The organism is Streptomyces sp. A2-16, assembly GCF_018128905.1.
Taxonomy (GTDB): Bacteria; Actinomycetota; Actinomycetes; order Streptomycetales; family Streptomycetaceae; genus Streptomyces.
The window spans coordinates 7,935,462-7,956,902 of record NZ_CP063808.1; the positions used below are offsets into that span (position 1 = coordinate 7,935,462).

Genomic DNA, 21,441 nt, shown 5'->3' on the forward strand with positions numbered 1-21,441 from the left:
ATGGCGGGACCCGTCCTGGAAATGCGCTCGATCGTCAAGACCTTTCCCGGTGTCAAAGCGCTCTCGGACGTCACGCTGACGGTCCGGCAGGGCGAGGTCCACGCCATCTGCGGTGAGAACGGCGCCGGGAAGTCCACCTTGATGAAGGTGCTCTCCGGCGTCCATCCGCACGGCACGTACGAGGGCGACATCCTCTTCGAGGGAGAGCCCTGCGAGTTCAAGGACATCCGCGCGAGCGAACAGCGCGGCATCGTCATCATCCACCAGGAGCTGGCGCTGGTGCCGTTCCTGTCCCTCGCGGAGAACATCTTCCTCGGCAACGAGCACGCCAAGGGCGGGCTCATCAACTGGAACGAGACCCTGCGGCACGCCAGTGAGCTGCTGCGCCGGGTCGGTCTCAGCGACCACCCGGAGACCCGCGTCGCCGACATCGGCGTGGGCAAGCAGCAGCTCGTGGAGATCGCCAAGGCGCTGTCCAAGAAGGTGAAGCTGCTCATCCTCGACGAGCCGACCGCGGCTCTCAACGACGAGGACAGCGGCAAACTCCTGGATCTCATCCTGGAGTTGAAGAAGCAGGGCATCACCTCGATCATCATCTCCCACAAGCTCAACGAGATCCGCAAGGTCGCCGACTCGGTCACCATCCTCCGCGACGGGCAGACCATCGAGACCCTCGACGTGAAGGCCGCGGAGACCACCGAGGACCGGATCATCTCCGGCATGGTGGGCCGCGACCTCGACCACCGGTTCCCCGAACGCACCGCGTACAAGGGCGAGTTGGACCAGGCTCCGGCGCTGGAGATCCGCGACTGGACTGTGCACCACCCGATCGACCAGCAGCGCAAGGTGGTCGACGACGTGTCGATCGACGTCAAGCGCGGGGAGATCGTCGGCATCGCGGGCCTGATGGGCGCCGGGCGCACCGAACTCGCGATGAGCGTCTTCGGCCGCAGCTACGGCCGGCACGCAGCGGGCACGGTCCTCAAGGACGGCAGGGAGATCCGTACCAAGACGGTCGCCGAGGCGGTCGGGCACGGCATCGCCTACGTGACCGAGGACCGCAAGCACTACGGCCTCAACCTCATCGACACCATCAACCGCAACATCTCGCTCAGCGCTCTGGGCAAGGTGGCCAAGCGGGGGATCGTCGACGAGCACGAGGAGCGGAAGGTCGCCGAGGGCTTCCGCAAGTCCATGAACATCAAGGCGCCGACCGTCTTCGAGCCGGTGGGCAAGCTGTCCGGCGGCAACCAGCAGAAGGTCGTCCTCAGCAAGTGGATCTTCGCGGGTCCCGATGTGCTGATCCTGGACGAACCCACGCGCGGCATCGACGTCGGCGCCAAGTACGAGATCTACACCGTCATCGACCAGCTGGCCGCCCAGGGCAAGGCGGTCGTCTTCATCTCCTCCGAGCTGCCCGAACTGCTCGGTATGTGCGACCGCATCTACACGATGGCCGCCGGGCGGCTCACCGGTGAGTTCTCGCGGGAAGAGGCCTCGCAGGAATCGCTGATGCGTCAGATGACCAAGGACAAAGAGGTAACCCGATGAGCACGAACGTGACCAAGGGCCCGGCGGTGGCCCCGCCCGGGAAGAGCGGAGGTAAGGCCGCCGACGGCGGACTGCTGCAGCTGATGCTGGACGGTCTGCGCCGCAACATGCGCCAGTACGGCATGCTGATCGCCCTCGGCCTGATCGTCGCCCTGTTCGCCGTCTGGACCGACGGTGACCTGCTGCTGCCGCGCAACGTCTCCAACCTGGTCCTGCAGAACTCCTACGTCCTGATCCTCGCGATCGGCATGATGCTGGTCATCATCGCGGGACACATCGACCTGTCGGTCGGTTCGCTGACCGCGTTCGTGGGCGCCTTCGCGGCCGTGCTGACCGTGCGGCACGACGTGCCATGGCCACTCGCCGTGGCGCTGTGTCTGCTGGTCGGCGCGGTGGCGGGCTCGATGCAGGGCTTCCTCATCGCCTATCTCGGCATACCGTCGTTCATCGTCACCCTCGCCGGCATGCTGGTCTTCCGCGGCTTCACCGAGATCCTGCTGGAGGGCCAGACCCTCGGCCCGTTCCCGAACGGCCTGCAGAAGATCGGCAACGGATTCCTGCCGGAGGTCGGCCCGGAGACCAACTACCACAACATCACATTGCTCCTGGGCCTGGTCCTGATCGTCTTCGTGGTCGTCCAGGAGGTCCGTGACCGCAGGCGCCAGCAGGAGTTCGCCCTCGATGTGCTGCCGCGGAACATCTTCCTGCTCAAGCTCGTCTCCATCGTGGCCGCGGCCCTCGTCGTCACCATGCTGCTCGCCAGCTACAAGGGTGCGCCGATCATCCTGCTGATCCTCGGCGTCCTGGTCGTCGGCTACGGCTACGTCATGCGCAACGCCGTCTTCGGCCGCCACATCTACGCGATCGGCGGCAACCTGCCGGCGGCGAAGCTGTCCGGTGTGAAGGACAAGAAGGTCACCTTCCTGGTCTTCCTGAACATGGGCGCGCTCGCGGCCCTGGCGGGTCTGGCGATCGCCGCCCGGCTGAACGCGGCCTCCCCGAAGGCGGGCCTCAACTACGAACTCGAGGCCATCGCCTCGGCGTTCATCGGTGGCGCGTCCATGAGCGGCGGTGTCGGCACCGTCCTCGGCGCGATCATCGGCGGTCTCGTCCTCGGTGTGCTGAACAACGGCATGAACCTCCTCAGCGTCGGCTCCGACTGGCAGCAGGTCATCAAGGGCCTGGCCCTGCTGGCGGCGGTCGGTTTCGACGTGTGGAACAAGCGCAGGGTCGGTTCGTAGACCGGACCGACCGGACCGGGCCCCGCCGCAAGGCGGGGCCCTTCCCGTGGGAGGAGAGGAAAGACCGGTGAAGACGCTCTTCGGCAGGCTCGCCGACGGGACCGAGGTCGACCGGTGGTCGCTGGAGAACGGCGGCACACGGCTGAAGGTCCTGTCCTACGGCGGCGTCGTGCAGTCCCTGGAGATCCCGGACCGCGAGGGTCGCTACGCCAACGTCACGGCGGGCTTCGACAACATCGAGGACTACGTCGCCAGGACCCCGTACTTCGGCGCGCTGATCGGGCGGTACGGCAACCGCATCGCCAAGGGCCGGTTCACCCTCGACGGCAAGAGCCACCAGCTCTCCGTCAACGACGGGGTCAACAGCCTGCACGGCGGCACCCAGGGCTTCGACAAGCGGGTGTGGCACGTCGAGCCGTTCACCAAGGGCTCGGACGTCGGCCTGCACCTGTACTGCACGTCCGTCGACGGCGAGATGGGCTACCCGGGCACCCTCGAGGTGAAGGTGACCTACACCCTCACCCGGCACGGCGACTGGCGGATCGACTACGAGGCCACCACCGACAAGGCCACCGTCGTCAACCTGACCAGCCACGTGTACTGGAACCTCGGCGGCGAGGGCACCGGCACCATCGAGGACCACGAGCTGCGGATCGCCGCCTCGCGCTACACGCCCACCGACTCGGGTCTGATCCCCACCGGTGAGCCGGCGGAGGTCGCGGGCACCCCCTTCGACTTCCGCAAGGGCAAGGCGATCGGCCGGGACATCCGCACCGGCCACCCCCAGCTGGTCATCGCCAAGGGCTTCGACCACAACTGGGTCCTCGACAAGGGGATCACGGCCGAGCCAGAGCACGTGGCGAGCCTGCGCGACCCGCACTCCGGCCGCACCCTGAAGATCGCCACCAGCGAGCCCGGTCTGCAGTTCTACTCGGGCAACTTCCTCGACGGCACCCTGGTCGGCCCCTCCGGCCACACCTACCGCCAGGGGGACGCGCTGTGCCTGGAGACCCAGCACTTCCCGGACTCTCCGAACCACCCGTCGTTCCCGTCCACGGTGCTGCGGCCGGGGCAGCAGCACCGGACCACGACGATCCACACATTCGGCTCCTGACCTGGTGAGATGAGGAGATCGGGCCCGGGGTTCCCGAACTCACACTTCTTTCACACCCGTTGAACAGCGCCACGCAGGCATCCGTATGTAAGGGCGGCCCGTGCTCCCCCGCGCGGGCCACCCAATGACGACGGGCCCGGTCGTCCCCGCCAGGCCCGCCCCGTACGGAGGTTCCATGGCCGACAACGTCACCTCGTTGTTCCGCAGCACGGCTGCGCACAGCCCGTCCATGGCGGCGCTGGCACGTGAGGGCGGCGACGGGACGGGGCCGGTGGACTTCTGTATCCCCTGCAATCCCTACTTTCCCACTCCGGCGATGATGGACACCATGGCCGCGCGGCTGAAGGACATCATCACCTACTACCCCAGCAGCGCCGACACGATCACCGCCGAGCTGTGCAACCTGCTCCAACTGCCGCCACAGGCCGTGGCGATGGGCAACGGCTCGACCGAACTGATCACCTGGATCGACCACCTGCTGGTCCGCGAGTCCCTCGCCATCCCCGTCCCCACCTTCGGCCGCTGGACCGACCAGCCGATGGAGACCGGCAAGCGGGTCGACATGTTCCCGCTCCAGGAGTCCAGCGGATTCGCCCTGGACCTCGCGCAGTACGCCGAGTTCATACGCACCCGGGGCACGCGGGTCGCGGTCATCTGCAACCCGAACAACCCCGACGGCGGCTTCCTCCACAAGCACGCGCTCGTGCAGTTCATGGACGCCATGGCCGACCTGGACCTCATCGTCATCGACGAGTCCTTCCTGGAGTTCGCCGACGCCGAGCAGGAGCCGAGCGTCGTCCAGGAGGCGATGATCCGGCCGAACGTCATCGTCCTGCGCAGCCTCGGCAAGAACTTCGGCCTGCACGGCATCCGCTTCGGCTACATGGTCGCCAACCCCGCGCTGGCGGGCCGGGTCCGCTCGATGCTGCCGAAGTGGAACCTCAACGCCTTCGCCGAGTACGTGGTGTTCATGCTCAAGGAGCACGGCGCCGAGTACGCGCAGAGTCTCCACCAGGTCCGCCGGGACCGCCTCGACATGGCGAGCCAGCTCGCCGCGCTGCCCGGTCTGACCGTCTACCCCTCGCAGGGGAACTTCCTCTTCGTGCGCCTGCCCGTCGGCGCCGAGGGCACCGTGGTCCGGGACCGGATGCTCACCGAGCACCGCATCCTCGTCCGCGAGTGCGGCAACAAGATCGGTTCCTCCAGCCGCTTCCTGCGGCTCGTGGTGCGCCCCCAGGTGGATGTGCGTCGCCTGGTGTCCGGCCTGGAACAGGTGCTCTACGGGACCAGGAGGGGAGCCGCCGTGCCCGAGCTCGCTCAAGGGACCAGCTACAGCTCGGGTACGGCGGCAGTGGACCGCCTGGTCGGCCAGACCAACGGGGCCGGCATGCAGGACCTCGCGGCGATGGCCGTCGGCGGTTCCGGCGCCGGGGTCGGCATGCCGATGCCGATCGCGCAGCCGGTGGCGGTGGCCGCGGCGCCGTCCATGGGGGCGCCGATGCCGAGTCAGATGCCGGCTCAGATGCCCGCGCCGACGCCCTTCCCGGCTCCGGCCCCGATGCCCGCGCCCGCTCCCCCGCCGCCCGCTCCGGCGCCGATGCCGTTCAGCGCGCCGAGCGGACCGACCCCGCCGGGAGTTCCGGCCCGTGGTGGGCTCACCGCCGCGCAGGTACGGGGGATGACGGCGCCTTCGCCCGGGGTCCCCGAGGAGCTGTCGACGGCCCCCGCCACCGGCTGGCCCAACGCTCAGAGCTGGCCCAACGCGGCGGGCATGGGGCAGGTCGGCTGAGCGGCGTCAGTAGGCCACCGGCCAGCCGCTGCTCCAGTTCAGGAGATTGATGCCGAGCTTGGGTGTGCCGTTGTCGTTGCCGTCGTAGTAGTGGTAGACGATCAGGTCGCCGTCGGAGTCGTTCATGATCGACTGACCGCCGGGGCCGATGTACCGGCCGTGCGACTCCAGGACCGGGGTGCCGCCGTTGTTCGTCATCGGGACGCCGTTCCTGTCGACGTACGGCCCGGTGACGCCGGTGGCCCGGCCGACCTTGACCTTGTAGGTCGAGCCGGTGCCGGCGCAGCAGGTGTCGTAGGAGGCGAAGAGGTAGTAGTAGCCGCCGCGCTTGACGATGTACGGCGCCTCGACGGCCTTGGTCCCGGTGGGGCGGGAGGCGATGGAGTACCGGGTGGTGTCGGTGGCGAGCTGCTTGCCGGTGGCCGGGTTGAGCTGGATCATCTTCAGGCCGGTCCACCAGCTCCCGAAGGACAGCCACCACGTGCCGTCGCCGTCGACGAACAGGTTCGGGTCGATGGCGTTGTAGTCGCTGGAGGTGGTGGAGGTGTACACCGTGCCCTGGTCGGTCCAGGAACCCGGCAGGCCCGTGGCGGAGGTCGCGAGGCCTATCGCGGACTTGTTGGAGCCGAAGGTCGAGACGGCGTAGTACATCAGGTACTTGCCGCCCTGGTAGGAGATGTCGGGTGCCCAGGCCTCGGTGGCGTACGAGGACCACCAGCCCGGCTTCGTGGAGAAGGCGTCGCCGCCGGCCGTGAACGCGATCCGGTCGGTGGAGGTGCGGTAGCCGAGGCCGCCGCCGGTGCCGTACAGCAGATAGCGGCCCGCCGACGTACGGATCATCGTCGGGTCGTGGACGGTGGTGGCGCCGGTGACGGTTCCGGGGTTGGGGTAAGCGGAGGCCGTGCCCGGGATCAGGGCCAGCAGGAAGGCGACGGGGACGGCCAGAAGCGAGGTGCGGCGCACGCTGACTCCTTCGAGGATGCGGGTGGGGGGATGTTCGACATGCCGATCACCGATCAGAGCTTCGGACGGGACCGTAGAATCGAACCCCTTGCGCGTCAATGACCCGCGCACACCTCAGCGGTCGCCGGGTGCTCCCCGCACGCCGTGGGCTCAGCCGACCTGTTCGAAGACCATCGACCACCAGCTGTCCGGCTGGGCGAACGCGTAGGCGTCGCGGGCCTTGAGGTACTCGACGAGTTTGTCGGTGTAGGGGGCGCGGTCCTGGGGCGCGGCCTGCTTCAGGTGCTCGGTGCGCAGGGCGAAGCGGTACAGGAACTCGACGAAGTCGGCGAGGGTGCGGTTCACGATCTCGGCGCGCGGCTCCGCGTCGAACGACATGAGGATGACGTAGCCGCGGTCCATGTCGAGGCAGTACCGCATCGCGGGATCGTCGGTGGGGCCGCCGAGGACGAGGATGTGGGTCTCCTCGCCGCCCGCGCCGACCGGCACCACGGTGAAGGGATCGGGTCCCTCCTCGGCGGTGTCGAGGGTGAACAGGACGTCGACGAAGACGGGTACGCCGACCTCGCACAGCACCTCGGCATCGGCCTCGGACAGTCCGCGCTCCTCGGCGACGGCCCGGTCCAGCGTGACCACGCGGTCCGCGCCGAACAGCTCCGTCATCTCGTCATGGGTGGCCATGCGTCCTCTGCTTTCCCTTCGTCGTGCACTCGTCCGGCCGGAACCAGCGCGTCGGCGTCCGGCGGCTCAGCCGGCCAGACCGGCCCGTCGCAGCAGCTTCAGCCAGTCGTCGTACTCCACCAGTTCGTCGTCCACCTCGGCCAGCCGCCGGTACGCGTCGTACGTGGCCAGCCGGTCCAGGAAGTACGCCGTCACGCCGGGCGCGAGTTCGTCGAAGCGCTCCGCGTCGACCCAGTCGGGGCCCGCGTGCGGGGCGCCGAGGACGCCGCCGCCCGCGCGGTCGAGGAACACCGGCGCCTCGTGGACCATCCCGACGCAGTACAGCTTCTCCGGGGACAGCGGCAGCGGGGAGCCGGCCACCGGCTCGCAGTAGAACTGGTGCTCCTCGGCCTCCTCCAGCCCGAAGAGCTGCACGGACGGCCCGCAGCTCGCGCCGTCCAGCACACGGCAGAAGTCCAGGAACTCCCGGGGCACCCCGTCGGCCTCCGCGGCGGCGGCCGACTCCTCGTCGATCGTCCCGCCGAGCGTGTGCGACAGCACGTCCGGGCTCTGCGCCAGTGCCGTCCGCAGAGCGTCCACCGTCGCGATCAGACGGGAGGACGCCGGGCTCGCGCTAGTCATCTGGCCACCACTTGATGTCGATGTTGATCGGATTGCCGTCCGGAAGATCCTTGATCTGCGGACGGATCTGCTGCGTGCCGATGTCGTAGTTCGTCGTCCGGTCGAGCATGCGCAGGTTACGCCACGCGTCCGGACCGCCGGTCTGCAGTTCGTTGACGTGGTCGGGTTGCATTTTACGGGCGGCCACCGCGGCCTCTTCGGCGAAGTCGGGGTCGTCCTTGTGGTTCCTGCGGATCAGTGCTTCCAGCGCGCCCTTGTACTGCGCGGTGATCTGCTTGTCCCGGTAGTCCTCGGTCTTGCCCTTGAACTTGAAGAGCTTGCCCTCCTCGCCGAGGCGCTGCAGGGCCCGGGCCTTGCGCTCGAACGCCTGCTTGGGCATCCCGGGCTTCCACTCCAGGGTGACGGTGTGCGGGTCCTTGGTCGTGTCCGGCCGGTCCTTGCCGATCCCGCCGCCGTCCCGGACCGTGTCCTGGTCGCGGGAACGCTTGACGATGCCCTGCAGCATCGTCTCGATGTTCTTGTCGTTGCGCGCGTGGTTGTCGCCCATGGCGCGCACGCCCTTGGACACGTCCTGGAGGTGCTTGTGGAGCTGGTCCTCGGCCTCCTCGATGGCCCTGAGGATCTTCTCGGCGCCGGTCTCGACGGCCGCCGCCAGGGCGCCCTTGCCCCGGGTCCGGTCCAGCCCGGCGCGACTGCGGCGCAGGTGGGGGCGGGCACCGGACTCGTGCTCGTCGGCCTGGGTGGTGATCCGGTCGGCCAGCCGGTCGTGGAGGTCCTTGTCGCTGCGTACGGTGTCGCTCACGCGCCGCCGCCCTTCTGGACGAAGGTTCCCGTGGTCCCGGTGGCGGCGTCCAGCCCCTCGGAGAGACCCTCACCGCCCGCGCGCAGGGTCTTGCCCGGGCTGTAACCGTCCTGCAGTCCCACGGCGTTGGCGCCGACCTGGATGACGAGGTCGGCGGCCATGTTGCCGAGCGCGGAGTAGACGGGGCCCATGGCGACGGACATGAGCTCCTCGACGAGGAGCTGCTCGGCCTCCTTCAGCAGCCGCCGCACGATGAGGCGGGTGGCCTGGGTGGCACCGAGTGCGCCGACCTCGGAGAGGCCGAGGGTGAACGGGGCGGCGGCCTGGGCGGCGATGATCTCGGCGGCGAGGATGCCCAGTTGGACGATGGCGGCGACCTTGGCACCGGCCACGGCGACGGCGGCGCCGTCCAGGGCCACCGCCCCGAGGTCGGCCGCCTCACCGAGCCGTTCCAGGTGTACGTCGCTGATCTTGCCCCAGTGTTGCTGGAAGGCGGCCGTCGCGATGCCCTCGTTGCCTTCCAGGAACTCCCGGACGACGCTCGCGGTGGCGTCCTTGCCCTGCCGCATCTGCGAGGCGAAGGAACGCAGGCCGTCGGCCATGTCCCGGTAGTCGTCCTCGTCCACGTTGGGCCACTGGATACCGATGAGGTCCAGCACCCACGCCGCCTCGTCGGGCAGCACGACCCCCATGCTCGTTCCCCCTTTGTCTTGGCAGGACCATTTCAGGTCACGCTTACGACGGCCGAACTCTACTACGGGGGACCGGATTTGCCGGGGGTGTGGGAGGGAGTGGGGGATTCTGCTGGTGGGCGCGGGGCGGGGGGTGGTTCGTGTGCAAGGGACAGCGCGGCGGGGGTGACGGGACGGCGTACGGCGGCTGGAAAACGGCGGTGGGGGGAGGTTGTGGATCAGGGGCGGGGGCGATCGACGGTGGCCGAGGGGGTGGGGGGTGAGGGTGGCCGAGGGGCTGGGGCGACGGTGACCGAGAGGCTAAGGGCGAGGGCGACCGAGAGGCTCAGGGCGACGCGACGGCGGCCGAGGGGCTCAGGGCGACGCGACGGCGGCCGGGGGGCTCGGGATGAGGGTGGGCGCAGAGGCCCGCTGGACGGCGACGGCGGCCAGGACCTCACCTCCGGCTGCGACCGCGATCACCGGCCGAACAGGAGCCGCAACGGCCGCCGGCCACCGGTCTACCACTCAGCGGCGACCGGAGCCGCCGGTCGGGCGAGAGCCGCCCAGACCGCCAGGTCCACCACTCAGCGTTGACCCAAGCCGCCCGCCCGGCGCAAGCCACCCAAGCCGCCAGCTCCACCACCCAACGGCGACCCAAGCCGCCCGCCCGGCGCAAGCCACCCAAGCCGCCGGCTCCACGACTCAGCGTGGACCGAAGCCGCCCGTCGGCCGGGAGCCGCCCAGGCCGCCAGGTCCGCCCAGGCCTCCCGCGCCGGAGTCGTGCCACGGTCCCGCGGGCTGTCGGGGAGGCGCGGGGGGCGGTGGGTCGGAGCGTGATGTGCTCTGGCTCTCGGACCGGCTCCCGGCCGATTCCTCACCACGCTCCTCGCGCTCGTCCTCCGTGCGACGCGCCTCCTGCCACGCACCGAACCGTTCGCCCGCCTCCCGGGCCTCGGCCTCGGTGCGCCGCTCCCCCGCGCGGCGGATCCTGTCGGCGCCGGAGAACAGGGCGGCGGTGTACTCCGGGTCGGTGAAGGCCTGTTCGGCGGTGAGGTCCCCGCGCAGCACCCCGCGCGCCATCTCCCGCAGCTTCGGATCGTCCCCGGTGCTCAGGGTGCGCAGCGCGCGGAGCAGGCTACGGGCCCGCTCCTCGTCCTTCGCGACGCCCAGCAACTCCGCCTGATCCACTTCACGTCCGTCCGGCACGCGAACCGCCCCCTTCCCTGCACCAGTCACCCCAGTATCCAACAGCCCCGCGGCTCACGGGAGTCGAGGAACCCGGTCGCCTCTCACGACGTGAGCGCGTCCCGCATCGCCTTCGCGGTGACCGCCGGGTCGTAACCCTCCGGAACGCCCTCGACCAGGATGATGTCGCCCTCGATGTGCCGCGACCTCAGCGGCGCGATCTCCTGGTACGCGGCCGAGTCCCACCAGGCCCGCGCCTCGGTGATCCCGGGAAACCCGATCACCACGACGTGCCCGGGCCAGCCGCCCTCCTTCACCTCGTGCTGCGCGCCGTGCACGAGGAAGCGCCCGCCGTACGGTTCGAAGGTGGCGGGGATGCGCTCGATGTACTCGGCGATCTCCGGGTGCGGCGCGGCTTCCCGCAGGTGGGCTATGGCGTAGGCGGTCATGATGTCCTTCCGGTCGGTGGGGCTCCGTACGCGAACGAGCCTGGCACGCGGGCGAACCGGGGTCGATTACCCGACGGGTAGGCAGCCCGGCGCGACGGACGCACCGGTCACACGGCTGGTTCAGCGCCAAGGACACACCCGCACGCCACCGCCCGCACAGCGCGCGACCCCGCCGCCGCGCCGGACCCCGGAGGTCCGAGCGCCACGGCGGGGTCGCACCCTCGACCCGCGGTCCGGTCAGCCGGAGGAGACCGCCGGCCCGAAGTCAGCCTCCAACCGCTCCCTCCACCCCGCGTCCGCCAGTCCTGCCCCCACCAGCACATCCCGCCAGTCCTCCTTGGCGAGTTGGACGGCGTCGAGGAGCCGGTCCACCCGGCCCTGTCCGCACAGCAGCGTCGCGGCGGCGATCCGCTCCTTGTCCTCCCGGTCGCCCCGGTCGGTGAGGTGGTTGACCAGCTCGGTGAGGAGATCTCCGACCACCTCGCCCTCCCGGCCGGGGAAGTCCTCCGCGATGCGTCGTTCGACCCGCACGGTAAGCCCCATTTACCCTCCTTGTCGGCATACGCCCCGGTACGCTACCGCGCCCACCCGGTCCGACACGGCAAGCTGTCTCGCAAGAAACTTGACGGTCCCTCACTTTGCCGAACCGACAGCCCATCAACAGACACCGCCCCTACGGTGCCGTGTCCATGACAGACACCCCCATGAACGACACCGTCATGAACGACTCCGGCACGAGAGACGCGGCCGACGCGCCGCGCAACCCCGTCGGCCGCCGGACCGTCCTGGTCGCCACCGGCGCCACCGCCGCGGCCCTCGCCGTCGGCACTCTCGCGTCCGAGTCCCCCACGACCCGCACAGCCGACACCGCCGACACGGTCCCCGTCGCCGCCGCGGCGGTCTGCACCCTCACCAAGGAGATGACCGAAGGCCCCTACTACCTCGACGGCCAGTACGTCCGCGCCGACATCACCGAGGGCAAGACCGGCTTCCCGCTCAAGCTCGCCCTCACCGTCGTCGACGACGACACCTGCGCCACGATCAGCAACGCCCTCGTCGAGATCTGGCACTGCGACGCGCTCGGCGAGTACTCGGGCTACGTCGGCAACAACGGCCACAACGAACCCGACAGCGGCACCTTCCTGCGCGGCGGCGTCCTCACGAACTCCGGCGGAGTCGCCGACATCACGACGGTCTACCCGGGCTGGTACCGGGGCCGCTGCGTCCACATCCACGTCAAGGTGCATGTCGGCGTCACGCTCACCTCCGACGGCTCCTTCACCGGCGGCACCGAGCTCCACACCGGCCAGCTCTTCTTCGACGAGACCGTCACGGCCAGGGTCGGCGCGCTCTCGCCGTACTCGGCCAACACGGTCACCCGCACCACCCTCGCCCAGGACGGGATCTACGACGACGGCGGCGCCGCGTCCGGACTCCTGACCCTGACCGCCCTGGGCAGCAGCCCCTCCGCCGGCTACTCCGGCACCCTGACGCTCGGCGTCGAGCGCGGCTGACCCGGGACCGGAATCGCCCGCCGCCCTCGGGCGGCGGGCGACACCCCGCTCAGAACCTCACTTGCCGGGGCACTCCTTCCACGCCATGTGGTAGATGGTGCTGATGTCGCCGTCGGTCGAGTCCATCGTCATGAAGCTGACCTTGGACGGCGAGGAGCTGCCCGCGTTCACGCGAACCTCGGTGTTGATGTTGAAGTTGCGCTGAACTCCGCAGGGCGCCCAGACCAGTTGGGCCCAGTCGGTGGTGTCGGTCGCCTGCCAGTTGTCGTTGTACGCGCCGGGGAACGTGTGGGTCTTGAAGGCCGTCTGCGAGGAGCCCTGGAAGTAGTACGAGGCTCTCTGGACGCCGCTCGCGCCGGCCTGGAGCGAGGCGAAGCCCCGGTAGTCGGCCTCGGCGATGGCGTACGTGAAGCCCTGCGGGACATGGACGATCAGGTTGAGCTGGCAGTTCTTGCGGAACGCCGTGGGGTCGGAGTTGCCGCCGACCTGGGCGAGGTAGTCGCTGTAGGTGACCGTGAACGCGGTGTTGTCCTCGGAGACGGCGACGGCCGCCGTGCCCGCGGGACAGCCGGAGCCGTTCACCGTGGCGACGTTGATGACGATCTTGTCCGGGGGCGGGTCGACGAACCCGCCGGACGGGTTGTGCGCGGGCATCGCCGCGGTCACGAGGGCGGCGACGGCGCCGCCCAGAAGAAGTCCACTTGCCATGGGGGGTCTCTCCTCTGCGCTGAAGTGTTGAAGCGTGGAGAACCTGTGTGGTTTCTGTGAAGCACCGCGGCGAGGGAATCGTAGGGAGCGCCATGCGACACCGCCAGAGCGAACTCAAGCCATTCCGGCGATGTCCGAACTCACGTGTAAACAGGACCAGTTGGGCGACTCAGGGGTTCTCCCAGGCCGCCGGTTCCGCGGCGAGCCGCCGCACCGGCTCGGGGAGCGCGTCCTCCGCGATGTCGGCGATGGTGACGCCCTCCAGGATCCTGCGGACATTGGCCCGCAGGGCGATCCACAGCGGGAGCAGGGGCTGTGCGGAGCCCGTGTACTCCAGACCGGTGGGCCGCTCGCCGCGCACCGACACGATCGGGCCGTCCACGGCCCGGATGACGTCCGCCACCGTGATGGCCGAGGCCTCGCGGGCCAGCCGGTAACCGCCGCCCCCGCCCCGCCTGCTGTCGACGATCCCGCCGCGCCTGAGATCGCCGAGGATCCCCTCGAGGAACTTGTGCGGAATGTCCTGGACCGCGGCGATGGCCTCGGCCTTCACCGGCCCCGCGTCCCGCCTCACGGCGAGCTCCAGCACCGCCCGTACCGCGTAGTCCGCCCGTGCAGAGATCCTCATACGACAATTGTGCGGCGTTCGGACGGAGACAATGGCCACGCCACAATAGGCACACCACCCACACCACGGACGGACTGGCGCAAGCGCGGCACGACCAGGAGGCGCTCCCTTGGAGCTGAGCAGACGTACATTCAGCGCCCTCGCCGGCACCACGGCGCTCGGCTTCGCGCTGAGCGGCAGTGGTGGGGAGACCACCCGGGCCTACGCCTCCCACAGCGTGCCCACCGGGCCCGCGCCGGGCGCGCCCGCCGCCGACCGGGTGCGGCACACGGTCGGCTACGACAAGCACTCGCTGCTGGTCGACGGCCGCCGCCTGGTGCTCTGGTCGGGCGAGATGCACCCCTTCCGGCTGCCGAGCCCGTCACTGTGGCGGGACATCCTGCAGAAGATGCGCGCCCACGGCTTCAACGCGGTGAGCGTGTACGTGGCCTGGAACTACCACTCCCCCGGCCCCGGCCAGTACGACTTCACCGGCGTCCGCGACCTCGACCTGTTCCTGCGCACGGCCACCGAGACCGGCCTGTACGTGATCCTGCGCCCGGGCCCCTACATCAACGCGGAGGTCGACGGCGGCGGCTTCCCCGGCTGGCTCACGGCGACCGCGGGCCGGGCCCGCACCTCCGACCCGGCCTATCTGTCGTACGTCGACGAGTGGCTGACCGCGGTCGACGCCATCGCCGCCCGGCACCTGTTCACCAAGGGCCGGGGCACGGTCCTGCTCTACCAGATCGAGAACGAGTACGACGCCTTCGTCGACGAGCCGCTCGGCCGCGACTACATGTCCCACCTGTACAAGAAGGTGCGCGCCGACGGGATCGACGTCCCGCTGTTCCACAACGACAAGGGCAGGAACGGCTACTGGACCCCCGGCTCCTTCAACACCGGCGGCGAGGAGCGCGGTTGGCTCTACGGCTTCGACGGCTACCCCCAGCCGTCCGAAGTGCCGCCCGACTGGGGGGACTTCGGCGCGGGCGGGCTCAAGGGCGGGGCCACGGCCAGCCCTCGGACGCCCGGGTTCATCCCGGAGTTCGGCGGTGGCTGGTTCGACCCGTGGGGCGGGGCCGCCTTCGACGGCAAGGGGTACGCCGAGGCGCGGCGCACCCGGGACGCGGCCTACGAGCGGCGCTTCCAGCTCACCAACCTCGCCAACGGCATCACCGTGCACAACGTCTACATGACCTTCGGCGGCACCTCGTGGGGCTGGCTGCCCGCGCCGCAGGTCTACACGTCGTACGACTACGGGGCGGCTTTCGACGAGGCGCGCCGGCCGACGCCGAAGCTCGCCCCGACGCACCAGCTCGGCCATCTCCTGCGGACCGTGCCGGACTTCGCCAAGCTGGACCGGGCGGATGCGGTGCGGGCCGCGGACGAGCGGCTGAAGGTCTACCACCTGACCAACCCGGACACCGCCTCCCAGGTGTACGTCGTGCGCAACGACACCGACGCGCCGATCACCACCACGATCCCGGACGCCGGGATCGACGTGGCGTTCACCGTCGCCCCCCATGACGCCCGGCTGCTCACCGCCAACCTGCAACTGGGCGGGCGCATCCTCAAGTTCGCCACCGCGCAGCCCATGATGTGCCTCAGGGTCGGCCGGATGGACGTCGCCGTGTTCACGGCCCCGCACGGCGAGATGGCACAGGTCCTCCTGGAGTGCCCGGAGGAGCCGCTGGTCACCCGGGGCGACGCGGAACCCGCGTGGAACTACGACCTCGGCGTGCTCAGGATCACCGCGCCGATGGGCGTCGGCGGCCTGGCCCGGGTACGGGTCGAGGCCGGCGGCAGCGACACCCCGCTGCTGCTGATCTTCGCCGACGACCCGGGCTCGCTGCGGCTCTTCCCGATCGACACCCCGACCGGCACGGTCCTCGTGTACGGGCCCTCGCTGGTGCGCGGGGTCACGCTGGACGGCGCGAGCGCCCATCTGACCGGCGACACCATCGAGGGCACGGGCATGGAGGTGTGGGGGCCGCGCGGCATGGGCCGGATCACCTGGAACGGCCGCCCGCTGCGGACCTCCGCCACCCCCATGGGCAGTCTGCGGGCCGACATGCCCGCCACGCCCGGCCTGCTCCCGGTGCCCGCCGTGGGCGAGGTGCGGCTGCCCGCGCTGGGCAACTGGCGGCGCCGGACCGAGAACTTCGAGTCCCTCCCGGACTACGACGACTCCGGCTGGACCACGGCCGACCGCACGAGCTCGTACAGCGTCACCCCGGTCCCCAAGGGGCAGCCGGTCCTGTTCGCCGACGACTACGGCTTCCACTACGGCGACGTCTGGTACCGCGGACGCCTGACGGACGCGGACGAGTTGGAGTCGGTGTCCCTGTCCTACGGCACGGGCACGCAGGGCCTGCTGATGGCGTGGCTGGACGGGGAGCCGCTGGGCACGCACCGCATGCCGGTGCCGGACAAGGGCACCGCCCGCAAGGGCAGTTGGACGGCGACGGCCACCTTCGAGGTGCCTGCGGCCACCGGACGGTCGCCGCGCGTCCTGTCCGTCCTGGTGCGGCGGATGGCGCACGACATGGACGGCGATTCGGCCGACTCCCACAAGGCGGCCCGGGGGTTGACGTCGGTCACCTTCAAGGGGGCTTCCCCGAAGGTGAGTTGGCGCATCCAGGGCGAGACGGCGTCCGACGCGGTGCGCGGGCCGCTCAACAACGGCGGTCTGTACGGGGAGCGCAAGGGCTGGCACCTGCCGGACTTCGGCGAGGAGCACTGGGAGTCCGCGAAGTTGCCGCGCGCCGACCGGCGCCAGGGGGTCACCTGGTACCGGACGACGTTCCGGCTCGCCGTGGACACCGGCATCGACGCCTCCATCGGCCTCACCCTCGACGACGACCCGGAGCGCGCCTACCGCGCCCAGATCTTCCTCAACGGCTGGAACATGGGCCAGTACGTCAACGACGTGGGCCCGCAGCACACCTTCGTCCTGCCGAACGGCATCCTGCGCACCCGCGGCACCAACACGCTGGCGCTCGCGGTGCTGTCGGACGGGACGACGGAGTCGGGGCCCGGGGACGTACGCCTGACGCTGCTGGGGGCGGCCGCCGGAGGTGTACCGGTCGCACAGGTCGATTCCCCCGGCCGTTAGCCTGATGCCCTTGAACTTTCCAACACCCGCACTCGGGAAGGGTGACTCGCGATGTCGCTGAGCCCCGGCGATCCGGAGTCCATCGGCGACTACACGCTGGTCGGCCGACTCGGCAGCGGCGGCATGGGCGTCGTCTACCTCGGCCGTTCGGACTCCGGGCGGCAGGTCGCGGTCAAGCTCGTGCACCCCGCGTACGCGCTGGACGAGGAGTTCCGCACCCGCTTCCGGCAGGAGGTCGCGGCGGCCCGCCGGGTGAGCGGCGCGTTCACGGCCCCGGTGGTGGACGCGGACCCGGACGCCCCGCAGCCGTGGATGGCGACGCTGTACGTGCCGGGCCGCACCCTCGCGGACATCGTGGCCCACGACGGCCCGCTGCGCGGAAGCGCGCTGCGCGTGCTCGCGCTGGGCCTCGTCGAGGCGCTGCGGGACATCCACCGGGTCGGCATGGTGCACCGGGACCTGAAGCCCAGCAATGTCCTGATGGCCGAGGACGGGCCCCGTGTCATCGACTTCGGCATCTCGTACGCCGTCGACAACGAGGCGCTCACCATGACCGGGCGGCTGATCGGCACCCCGCCCTTCATGTCGCCGGAGCAGTTCGCCGCGCCCCGCGAGGTCACCGGGGCCTCGGACGTCTTCTCGCTGGGGTCCCTGCTGGTCTACGCGGCCACCGGCAGCCGCCCCTTCGACGGCAGCAGCCCGTATCTGACGGGCTACCAGGTGATGTACGAGCCGCCGGCCCTGGACGGGGTCGCGGAGCCGCTGCGAAGCATCGCCGAACGCTGCCTGGACAAGGACCCGGCAGCCCGCCCGGACCTGGGCGAACTGCGCGAGCTGCTGCGGGCACTGCCGGACACGGACGCGCCGGGCGCCCCGGCCGTGCCGGTGTCGCCGGTGCCGTCCGGCGACGCGGAGACCCACCACCGGACGGCGGCCGTGGCGGACGGCACCCGTGCGGGCGGGGGCGACCGAAGCGACCGAGGCGGCCCCGGCCCCCGCAGCGGCCGGGGACGTGGGCGGCGGTTCCTCGTCGGGCTTGTCGCGGTCCTGGCCGTCGCCGGGCTGGGCATCGCGGCGGTGCGGGCCGGGTCGGACAGCGGGAGCGCGTCCCCGTCGCCGACCGGGCCGGCGTCCGCCTCGTCCGGGTCCACCGGCGCCGGGTCGTCGCCGTCCGCGGCCGCCGCCGTGCCCCTCCCGCCCGAGCACGTGCCCTGGGACTACCAGATCGGCGGCGCGTACCCTCCGGCGGCGGGTGTGCGGGTGGTGAGTCGCAGCTACGAGGACGCGCCCGCTCCGGGTCTTTACAACATCTGCAACATCAACGCCTACCAGGCGGAGTCGGGCGAGGAGAACGACTGGGACGCCGACCTGTTGCTGCGCGACGCCGGCGGGAAGGTCGTCCACGACACGGACTGGGACGAGGCCGTCCTGGACATCCGTACGGCCGCCAAGCGCGAGCGCATCGCCGCCAGGCTGGACACCTGGATCGACACCTGCGCTGCCAAGGGTTACCAGGCCCTGGAGCCCGACAACTACGACTCCTTCACCCGCTTCCCGTCGTATCTCAAGGCCCCCCAGGCCGAGGCCCTGATGAAGCTGCTGGCGGCGCACGCCCATGCCAGGGGGCTGGCCGTCGCGCAGAAGAACACCGCGGAGCTCCTCTCCGACCGCGCGTCGGTGGGCCTGGACTTCGCGATCGCGGAGGAGTGCGCGGAGTACGACGAGTGCGGGGCGTTCGCCGACGCCTTCGACGACAACGTCCTCGTGGTCGAGTACACCAAGAAGGGCCTGACCAGGGCGTGCGCCGACTGGAGCAGCACGCTCAGCGTGGTGCGCCGCGACGAGGACGTCGTGCCCGAGGGCGCCGGCGGGTTCCTGCGCGAAACCTGCTGACGCCCCCGGGGACCTGGTTCAGCTCAGCCGGATCACGTTCCAGGACAGCGGCTCCAGTACGGCGGTGAGGGTGCCGTCCCGCAGCGCGGTGCCCTCGGCCGGGTGCGGAGCGACCCGCTCGGGCTCGTCGAGGGTGTTGCGGGCGTCCGGGTCGGCGTCGGCGAGGACGCTGTGCTCGACGAGGGTCGTCAGGTCGAGGCCGCTCAGGGCGACTTCGAGCGGCAGGGACTCGGTCCGGCTGCGGTTGACGGCGAAGACGGTCACCGAGCCGTCCTCGGCGCGCACCGCGGTGGCGTGCAGGAGGTCCGTCTCGCCGTACTTCTTCGTGTCGTACGTCGGCGAGTCGACCCGGACGTCGAGGACCTCGCCGCGGCCGTACCGCGAGGCCTGGGCGAACGGGAAGAACGTCGTCTGACGCCAGGCCGGGCCGCCCGGCTCGGTCATGATCGGGGCGATCACGTTGACCAGCTGGGCGAGGCAGGCGACGGTGACGCGGTCGGCGTGGCGCAGCAGCGCGATGAGGAGGGAGCCGAAGACGACCGCGTCCAGGACGCTGTAGTTGTCCTCCAGGAGACGGGGTGCCTCCGCCCAGTCCCGCGCGCCGGAGTTCTCGATCTCGTGCCACTCCGAGATGTACCAGACGTTCCACTCGTCGAAGGAGAGGTTGATCTTCTTCTTGGACTTGAGCCTGGCGCCCACGTGGTCGGCGGTGGCGACCACGTTCTCGATGAAGGACTCCATGTCGACGGCCGAGGCCAGGAAGGAGTCGAGGTCGCCGTTCTCGGGCTGGTAGTAGGCGTGCAGGGAGATGTAGTCGACGAGGTCGTACGTCTCGGCGAGGACCGTCGCCTCCCACTCGGCGAACGTGGGCATGGACTGGCTTGAGGAGCCGCAGGCGACGAGTTCGACGCCCGGGTCGAGCTGGCGCATCGCGCGGGCCGTCTCGGCGGCGATCCGGCCGTACTCCGTCGCCGTCTTGTGGCCGGTCTGCCAGGGGCCGTCCATCTCGTTGCCGAGGCACCAGAGGTTGATGCCGAAGGGGTCCTTGTCGCCGTGGGCGGCGCGGAGGTCGGCGAGTGCGGTGCCGGCCGGGTGGTTGGCGTACTCCTGGAGTTCGAGGGCCTCGGCGACACCGCGGGTGCCGAGGTTGAGGGCCATCATCGGCTCGGCCTGGGGGCCGACCTTCTTCAGGAAGGCGATGTACTCGGAGAGGCCGAAGCGGTTGGTCTCGGTGGAGCGCCAGGCGAGGTCGAGGCGGCGGGGGCGGTCCTCCACCGGGCCGACGCTGTCCTCCCACTTGTAGCCCGAGACGAAGTTGCCGCCGGGGTAGCGGAGGGCGGTGACGCCGAGCTCGCGGACGAGGTCCAGGACGTCGGTGCGGATTCCGTCCTCGTCCGCGGAGGGGTGACCGGGTTCGAAGATGCCGGTGTAGACGCAGCGGCCGAGGTGTTCCACGAAGGAGCCGAAGAGCCGGGGGTTGACCTGGCCGACCTTGAAGGCGGGGTCGAGGGTGAAGCGGGCGGTGGACTTGCTCATGGGGACCTTTCAGGAACGGAGTTACCGGACAACGGGCCAGTCACGCACCCAGCCGAGCCTGTTCAGGCCCAGCTTGGGTGTGCCGTCGTCCTCTGCGTCGTAGTAGTGGTAGGCCAGCCAGTCCTGGCCGCGGGTGCGGAGGACCGACTCGCCTCCCGTGCCGATGTACCTCCCGTGTCCTGCCAGTAACAGGTCGCCGCCGCCCTCCAGCAGTGGCGTGCCCGTGCTGTCGACGTACGGGCCGGTCACGGACGTCGACCTGCCCACCCTGATCTTGTAGGTGGAGTTCACTCCCGCACAACAGGTGTCGTAGGACGCGAAGAGGTAGTAGAAGCGGCCGTGCCGCACGACGGACGGACCCTCGACCGCGTACGGGGCGTCCGGGCGGGTGGCCAGGTGGTGGACGGTGGCGCCGGGCAGGGCCTTGCCGGTGACCGGACTGAGTTCGACCATGCGGATGCCGGTCCAGTACGAGCCGAACGACATCCACAGCCGGCCGTCCGCCCGGACGATCGCCGGGTCGATGGCGTTCCAGGAGTCCGAGGTCTCGGAGGTGAAGGCCTTGCCGTGGTCGGTCCAGGTGCCGGGGAGCCCGGACGGGGAGGTGGCCACGCCGATCGCGGAGTGGTTGGTGCCCCAGGACGAGACGGCGTAGTACAGCCAGTACCGGCCGGCGCGGTACAGGACGTCCGGCGCCCAGGGGTCACCGGTGCCGTTGTACTCGTACCACCAGCTCGGCGGCTCGGCGAAGGCGTTGCCCGCGTCGCTCCAGTGCCGGAGGTCCTTGGACAGCCGGGCACCGATCACCCCGCCGGTCGAATAGGCGGCATAGCCACCGGACTTGAGCTGGATGACCGTCGGGTCGTGAATGATCTGCTGCCCGGTGATCGGGAGCGGATCGGGGTAGGTGGTGTCCGCCTGGGCCGTGGTCGGGAGCAGGGCGATGAGCGCGGCGGTCAGGAGGGTCACGTATCTCAGGCGCTTCAACTCGGACT

19 protein-coding genes are annotated in these 21,441 nt (G+C 70.3%); 7 read left to right on the forward strand and 12 right to left on the reverse strand.

All coding sequences use genetic code 11. From position 1 onward, the window contains the following. The 4 genes from mmsA (at window position 1) to IOD14_RS35660 (ending at window position 5,695) form a co-directional block, all read left to right on the forward strand. Window positions 1–1,551, forward strand: coding sequence for a multiple monosaccharide ABC transporter ATP-binding protein (gene mmsA, locus IOD14_RS35645; RefSeq protein WP_123988906.1), 1,551 nt, complete (start codon window positions 1–3; stop codon window positions 1,549–1,551). Continuing rightward, window positions 1,548–2,792 (forward strand): multiple monosaccharide ABC transporter permease, encoded by a 1,245-nt coding sequence (gene mmsB / locus IOD14_RS35650; RefSeq protein WP_123988907.1) that lies wholly within the window; start codon window positions 1,548–1,550, stop codon window positions 2,790–2,792. Before mmsA ends, mmsB begins: the two co-directional genes overlap by 4 nt. A 46-nt stretch (window positions 2,793–2,838) precedes the next feature. Continuing rightward, window positions 2,839–3,906, forward strand: a complete 1,068-nt coding sequence (locus IOD14_RS35655) for an aldose epimerase family protein (RefSeq protein WP_249126146.1) — start codon at window positions 2,839–2,841, stop codon at window positions 3,904–3,906. A gap of 175 nt (window positions 3,907–4,081) precedes the next feature. After that, window positions 4,082–5,695, forward strand: coding sequence for a histidinol-phosphate transaminase (locus IOD14_RS35660; protein ID WP_212672472.1), 1,614 nt, complete (start codon window positions 4,082–4,084; stop codon window positions 5,693–5,695). 6 nt (window positions 5,696–5,701) lie between these two features. Here IOD14_RS35660 and IOD14_RS35665 read toward each other — a convergent pair whose 3' ends face one another. The 8 genes from IOD14_RS35665 to IOD14_RS35700 form a co-directional block, all read right to left on the reverse strand. Continuing rightward, window positions 5,702–6,658, reverse strand: coding sequence for an arabinan endo-1,5-alpha-L-arabinosidase (locus IOD14_RS35665; protein WP_212672473.1), 957 nt, complete (start codon window positions 6,656–6,658; stop codon window positions 5,702–5,704). A gap of 150 nt (window positions 6,659–6,808) precedes the next feature. Beyond that, window positions 6,809–7,339 (reverse strand): SUKH-4 family immunity protein, encoded by a 531-nt coding sequence (locus IOD14_RS35670; protein WP_123988911.1) that lies wholly within the window; start codon window positions 7,337–7,339, stop codon window positions 6,809–6,811. A 66-nt stretch (window positions 7,340–7,405) separates the two neighbouring features. After that, complete coding sequence (locus IOD14_RS35675) at window positions 7,406–7,960, reverse strand: hypothetical protein (protein ID WP_249126147.1); 555 nt, start codon at window positions 7,958–7,960, stop codon at window positions 7,406–7,408. After that, on the reverse strand, window positions 7,953–8,762 hold the full coding sequence (locus tag IOD14_RS35680; RefSeq protein ID WP_123988912.1) for a hypothetical protein: 810 nt from the start codon (window positions 8,760–8,762) through the stop codon (window positions 7,953–7,955). The genes IOD14_RS35675 and IOD14_RS35680 overlap by 8 nt, the downstream gene beginning before the upstream one ends. Then, window positions 8,759–9,454 carry a hypothetical protein gene (locus IOD14_RS35685; RefSeq protein WP_123988913.1) on the reverse strand — a complete coding sequence of 232 codons (696 nt, stop codon included), beginning with the start codon at window positions 9,452–9,454 and terminating at the stop codon, window positions 8,759–8,761. The genes IOD14_RS35680 and IOD14_RS35685 overlap by 4 nt, the downstream gene beginning before the upstream one ends. 684 nt (window positions 9,455–10,138) lie before the next feature. Next, on the reverse strand, window positions 10,139–10,642 hold the full coding sequence (locus IOD14_RS35690) for a hypothetical protein (RefSeq protein ID WP_249126148.1): 504 nt from the start codon (window positions 10,640–10,642) through the stop codon (window positions 10,139–10,141). 83 nt (window positions 10,643–10,725) lie between these two features. Further along, complete coding sequence (locus tag IOD14_RS35695; RefSeq protein WP_123988915.1) at window positions 10,726–11,070, reverse strand: DUF1330 domain-containing protein; 345 nt, start codon at window positions 11,068–11,070, stop codon at window positions 10,726–10,728. 237 nt (window positions 11,071–11,307) lie between these two features. Next, the gene (locus IOD14_RS35700) at window positions 11,308–11,613 is read right to left on the reverse strand and encodes a hypothetical protein (RefSeq protein WP_123988916.1); all 306 of its coding nucleotides are present in this window, start codon (window positions 11,611–11,613) and stop codon (window positions 11,308–11,310) included. A 176-nt stretch (window positions 11,614–11,789) separates the two neighbouring features. Here IOD14_RS35700 and IOD14_RS35705 point away from each other — a divergent pair, with 176 nt between their 5' ends. After that, the gene (locus IOD14_RS35705) at window positions 11,790–12,584 is read left to right on the forward strand and encodes an intradiol ring-cleavage dioxygenase (RefSeq protein ID WP_212673464.1); all 795 of its coding nucleotides are present in this window, start codon (window positions 11,790–11,792) and stop codon (window positions 12,582–12,584) included. Window positions 12,585–12,641: 57 nt separating this feature from the next. On the opposite strand, the gene IOD14_RS35710 is transcribed toward IOD14_RS35705, so the two are convergent. Together IOD14_RS35710 and IOD14_RS35715 are read right to left on the reverse strand one after the other, a co-directional pair. After that, the gene (locus tag IOD14_RS35710; RefSeq protein WP_123988917.1) at window positions 12,642–13,292 is read right to left on the reverse strand and encodes a DUF4360 domain-containing protein; all 651 of its coding nucleotides are present in this window, start codon (window positions 13,290–13,292) and stop codon (window positions 12,642–12,644) included. A gap of 169 nt (window positions 13,293–13,461) precedes the next feature. Further along, the gene (locus tag IOD14_RS35715; RefSeq protein WP_123988918.1) at window positions 13,462–13,920 is read right to left on the reverse strand and encodes an Rrf2 family transcriptional regulator; all 459 of its coding nucleotides are present in this window, start codon (window positions 13,918–13,920) and stop codon (window positions 13,462–13,464) included. Between the two features lie 109 nt (window positions 13,921–14,029). Here IOD14_RS35715 and IOD14_RS35720 point away from each other — a divergent pair, with 109 nt between their 5' ends. Further along, the gene (locus IOD14_RS35720; RefSeq protein WP_212672474.1) at window positions 14,030–17,017 is read left to right on the forward strand and encodes a beta-galactosidase; all 2,988 of its coding nucleotides are present in this window, start codon (window positions 14,030–14,032) and stop codon (window positions 17,015–17,017) included. A gap of 51 nt (window positions 17,018–17,068) precedes the next feature. Further along, window positions 17,069–18,910 carry an endo alpha-1,4 polygalactosaminidase gene (locus IOD14_RS35725; protein WP_212672475.1) on the forward strand — a complete coding sequence of 614 codons (1,842 nt, stop codon included), beginning with the start codon at window positions 17,069–17,071 and terminating at the stop codon, window positions 18,908–18,910. Window positions 18,911–18,928: 18 nt separating this feature from the next. Here the strand turns inward: IOD14_RS35725 and IOD14_RS35730 are convergent, their stop codons facing one another. Together IOD14_RS35730 and IOD14_RS35735 are read right to left on the reverse strand one after the other, a co-directional pair. Then, window positions 18,929–20,446: an alpha-N-arabinofuranosidase gene (locus IOD14_RS35730; RefSeq protein ID WP_123988921.1), complete on the reverse strand. Its 1,518-nt coding sequence runs from the start codon at window positions 20,444–20,446 to the stop codon at window positions 18,929–18,931. A 21-nt stretch (window positions 20,447–20,467) separates the two neighbouring features. Further along, window positions 20,468–21,433, reverse strand: coding sequence for an arabinan endo-1,5-alpha-L-arabinosidase (locus tag IOD14_RS35735; protein WP_212672476.1), 966 nt, complete (start codon window positions 21,431–21,433; stop codon window positions 20,468–20,470). Window positions 21,434–21,441: the final 8 nt, after the last annotated feature.

Bases quoted from the DNA above. Each gene is read 5' to 3' on its own strand.
- mmsA (WP_123988906.1), top strand. From the start codon at position 1: ATGGCGGGACCCGTCCTGGAAATGCGCTCGATCGTCAAGACCTTTCCC.
- mmsB (WP_123988907.1), top strand. From the start codon at position 1,548: ATGAGCACGAACGTGACCAAGGGCCCGGCGGTGGCCCCGCCCGGGAAG.
- IOD14_RS35660 (WP_212672472.1), top strand. From the start codon at position 4,082: ATGGCCGACAACGTCACCTCGTTGTTCCGCAGCACGGCTGCGCACAGC.
- IOD14_RS35670 (WP_123988911.1), bottom strand. From the start codon at position 7,339: ATGGCCACCCATGACGAGATGACGGAGCTGTTCGGCGCGGACCGCGTG.
- IOD14_RS35675 (WP_249126147.1), bottom strand. From the start codon at position 7,960: ATGACTAGCGCGAGCCCGGCGTCCTCCCGTCTGATCGCGACGGTGGAC.
- IOD14_RS35685 (WP_123988913.1), bottom strand. From the start codon at position 9,454: ATGGGGGTCGTGCTGCCCGACGAGGCGGCGTGGGTGCTGGACCTCATC.
- IOD14_RS35695 (WP_123988915.1), bottom strand. From the start codon at position 11,070: ATGACCGCCTACGCCATAGCCCACCTGCGGGAAGCCGCGCCGCACCCG.
- IOD14_RS35700 (WP_123988916.1), bottom strand. From the start codon at position 11,613: ATGGGGCTTACCGTGCGGGTCGAACGACGCATCGCGGAGGACTTCCCC.
- IOD14_RS35705 (WP_212673464.1), top strand. From the start codon at position 11,790: ATGAACGACTCCGGCACGAGAGACGCGGCCGACGCGCCGCGCAACCCC.
- IOD14_RS35710 (WP_123988917.1), bottom strand. From the start codon at position 13,292: ATGGCAAGTGGACTTCTTCTGGGCGGCGCCGTCGCCGCCCTCGTGACC.
- IOD14_RS35715 (WP_123988918.1), bottom strand. From the start codon at position 13,920: ATGAGGATCTCTGCACGGGCGGACTACGCGGTACGGGCGGTGCTGGAG.
- IOD14_RS35725 (WP_212672475.1), top strand. From the start codon at position 17,069: ATGTCGCTGAGCCCCGGCGATCCGGAGTCCATCGGCGACTACACGCTG.
- IOD14_RS35730 (WP_123988921.1), bottom strand. From the start codon at position 20,446: ATGAGCAAGTCCACCGCCCGCTTCACCCTCGACCCCGCCTTCAAGGTC.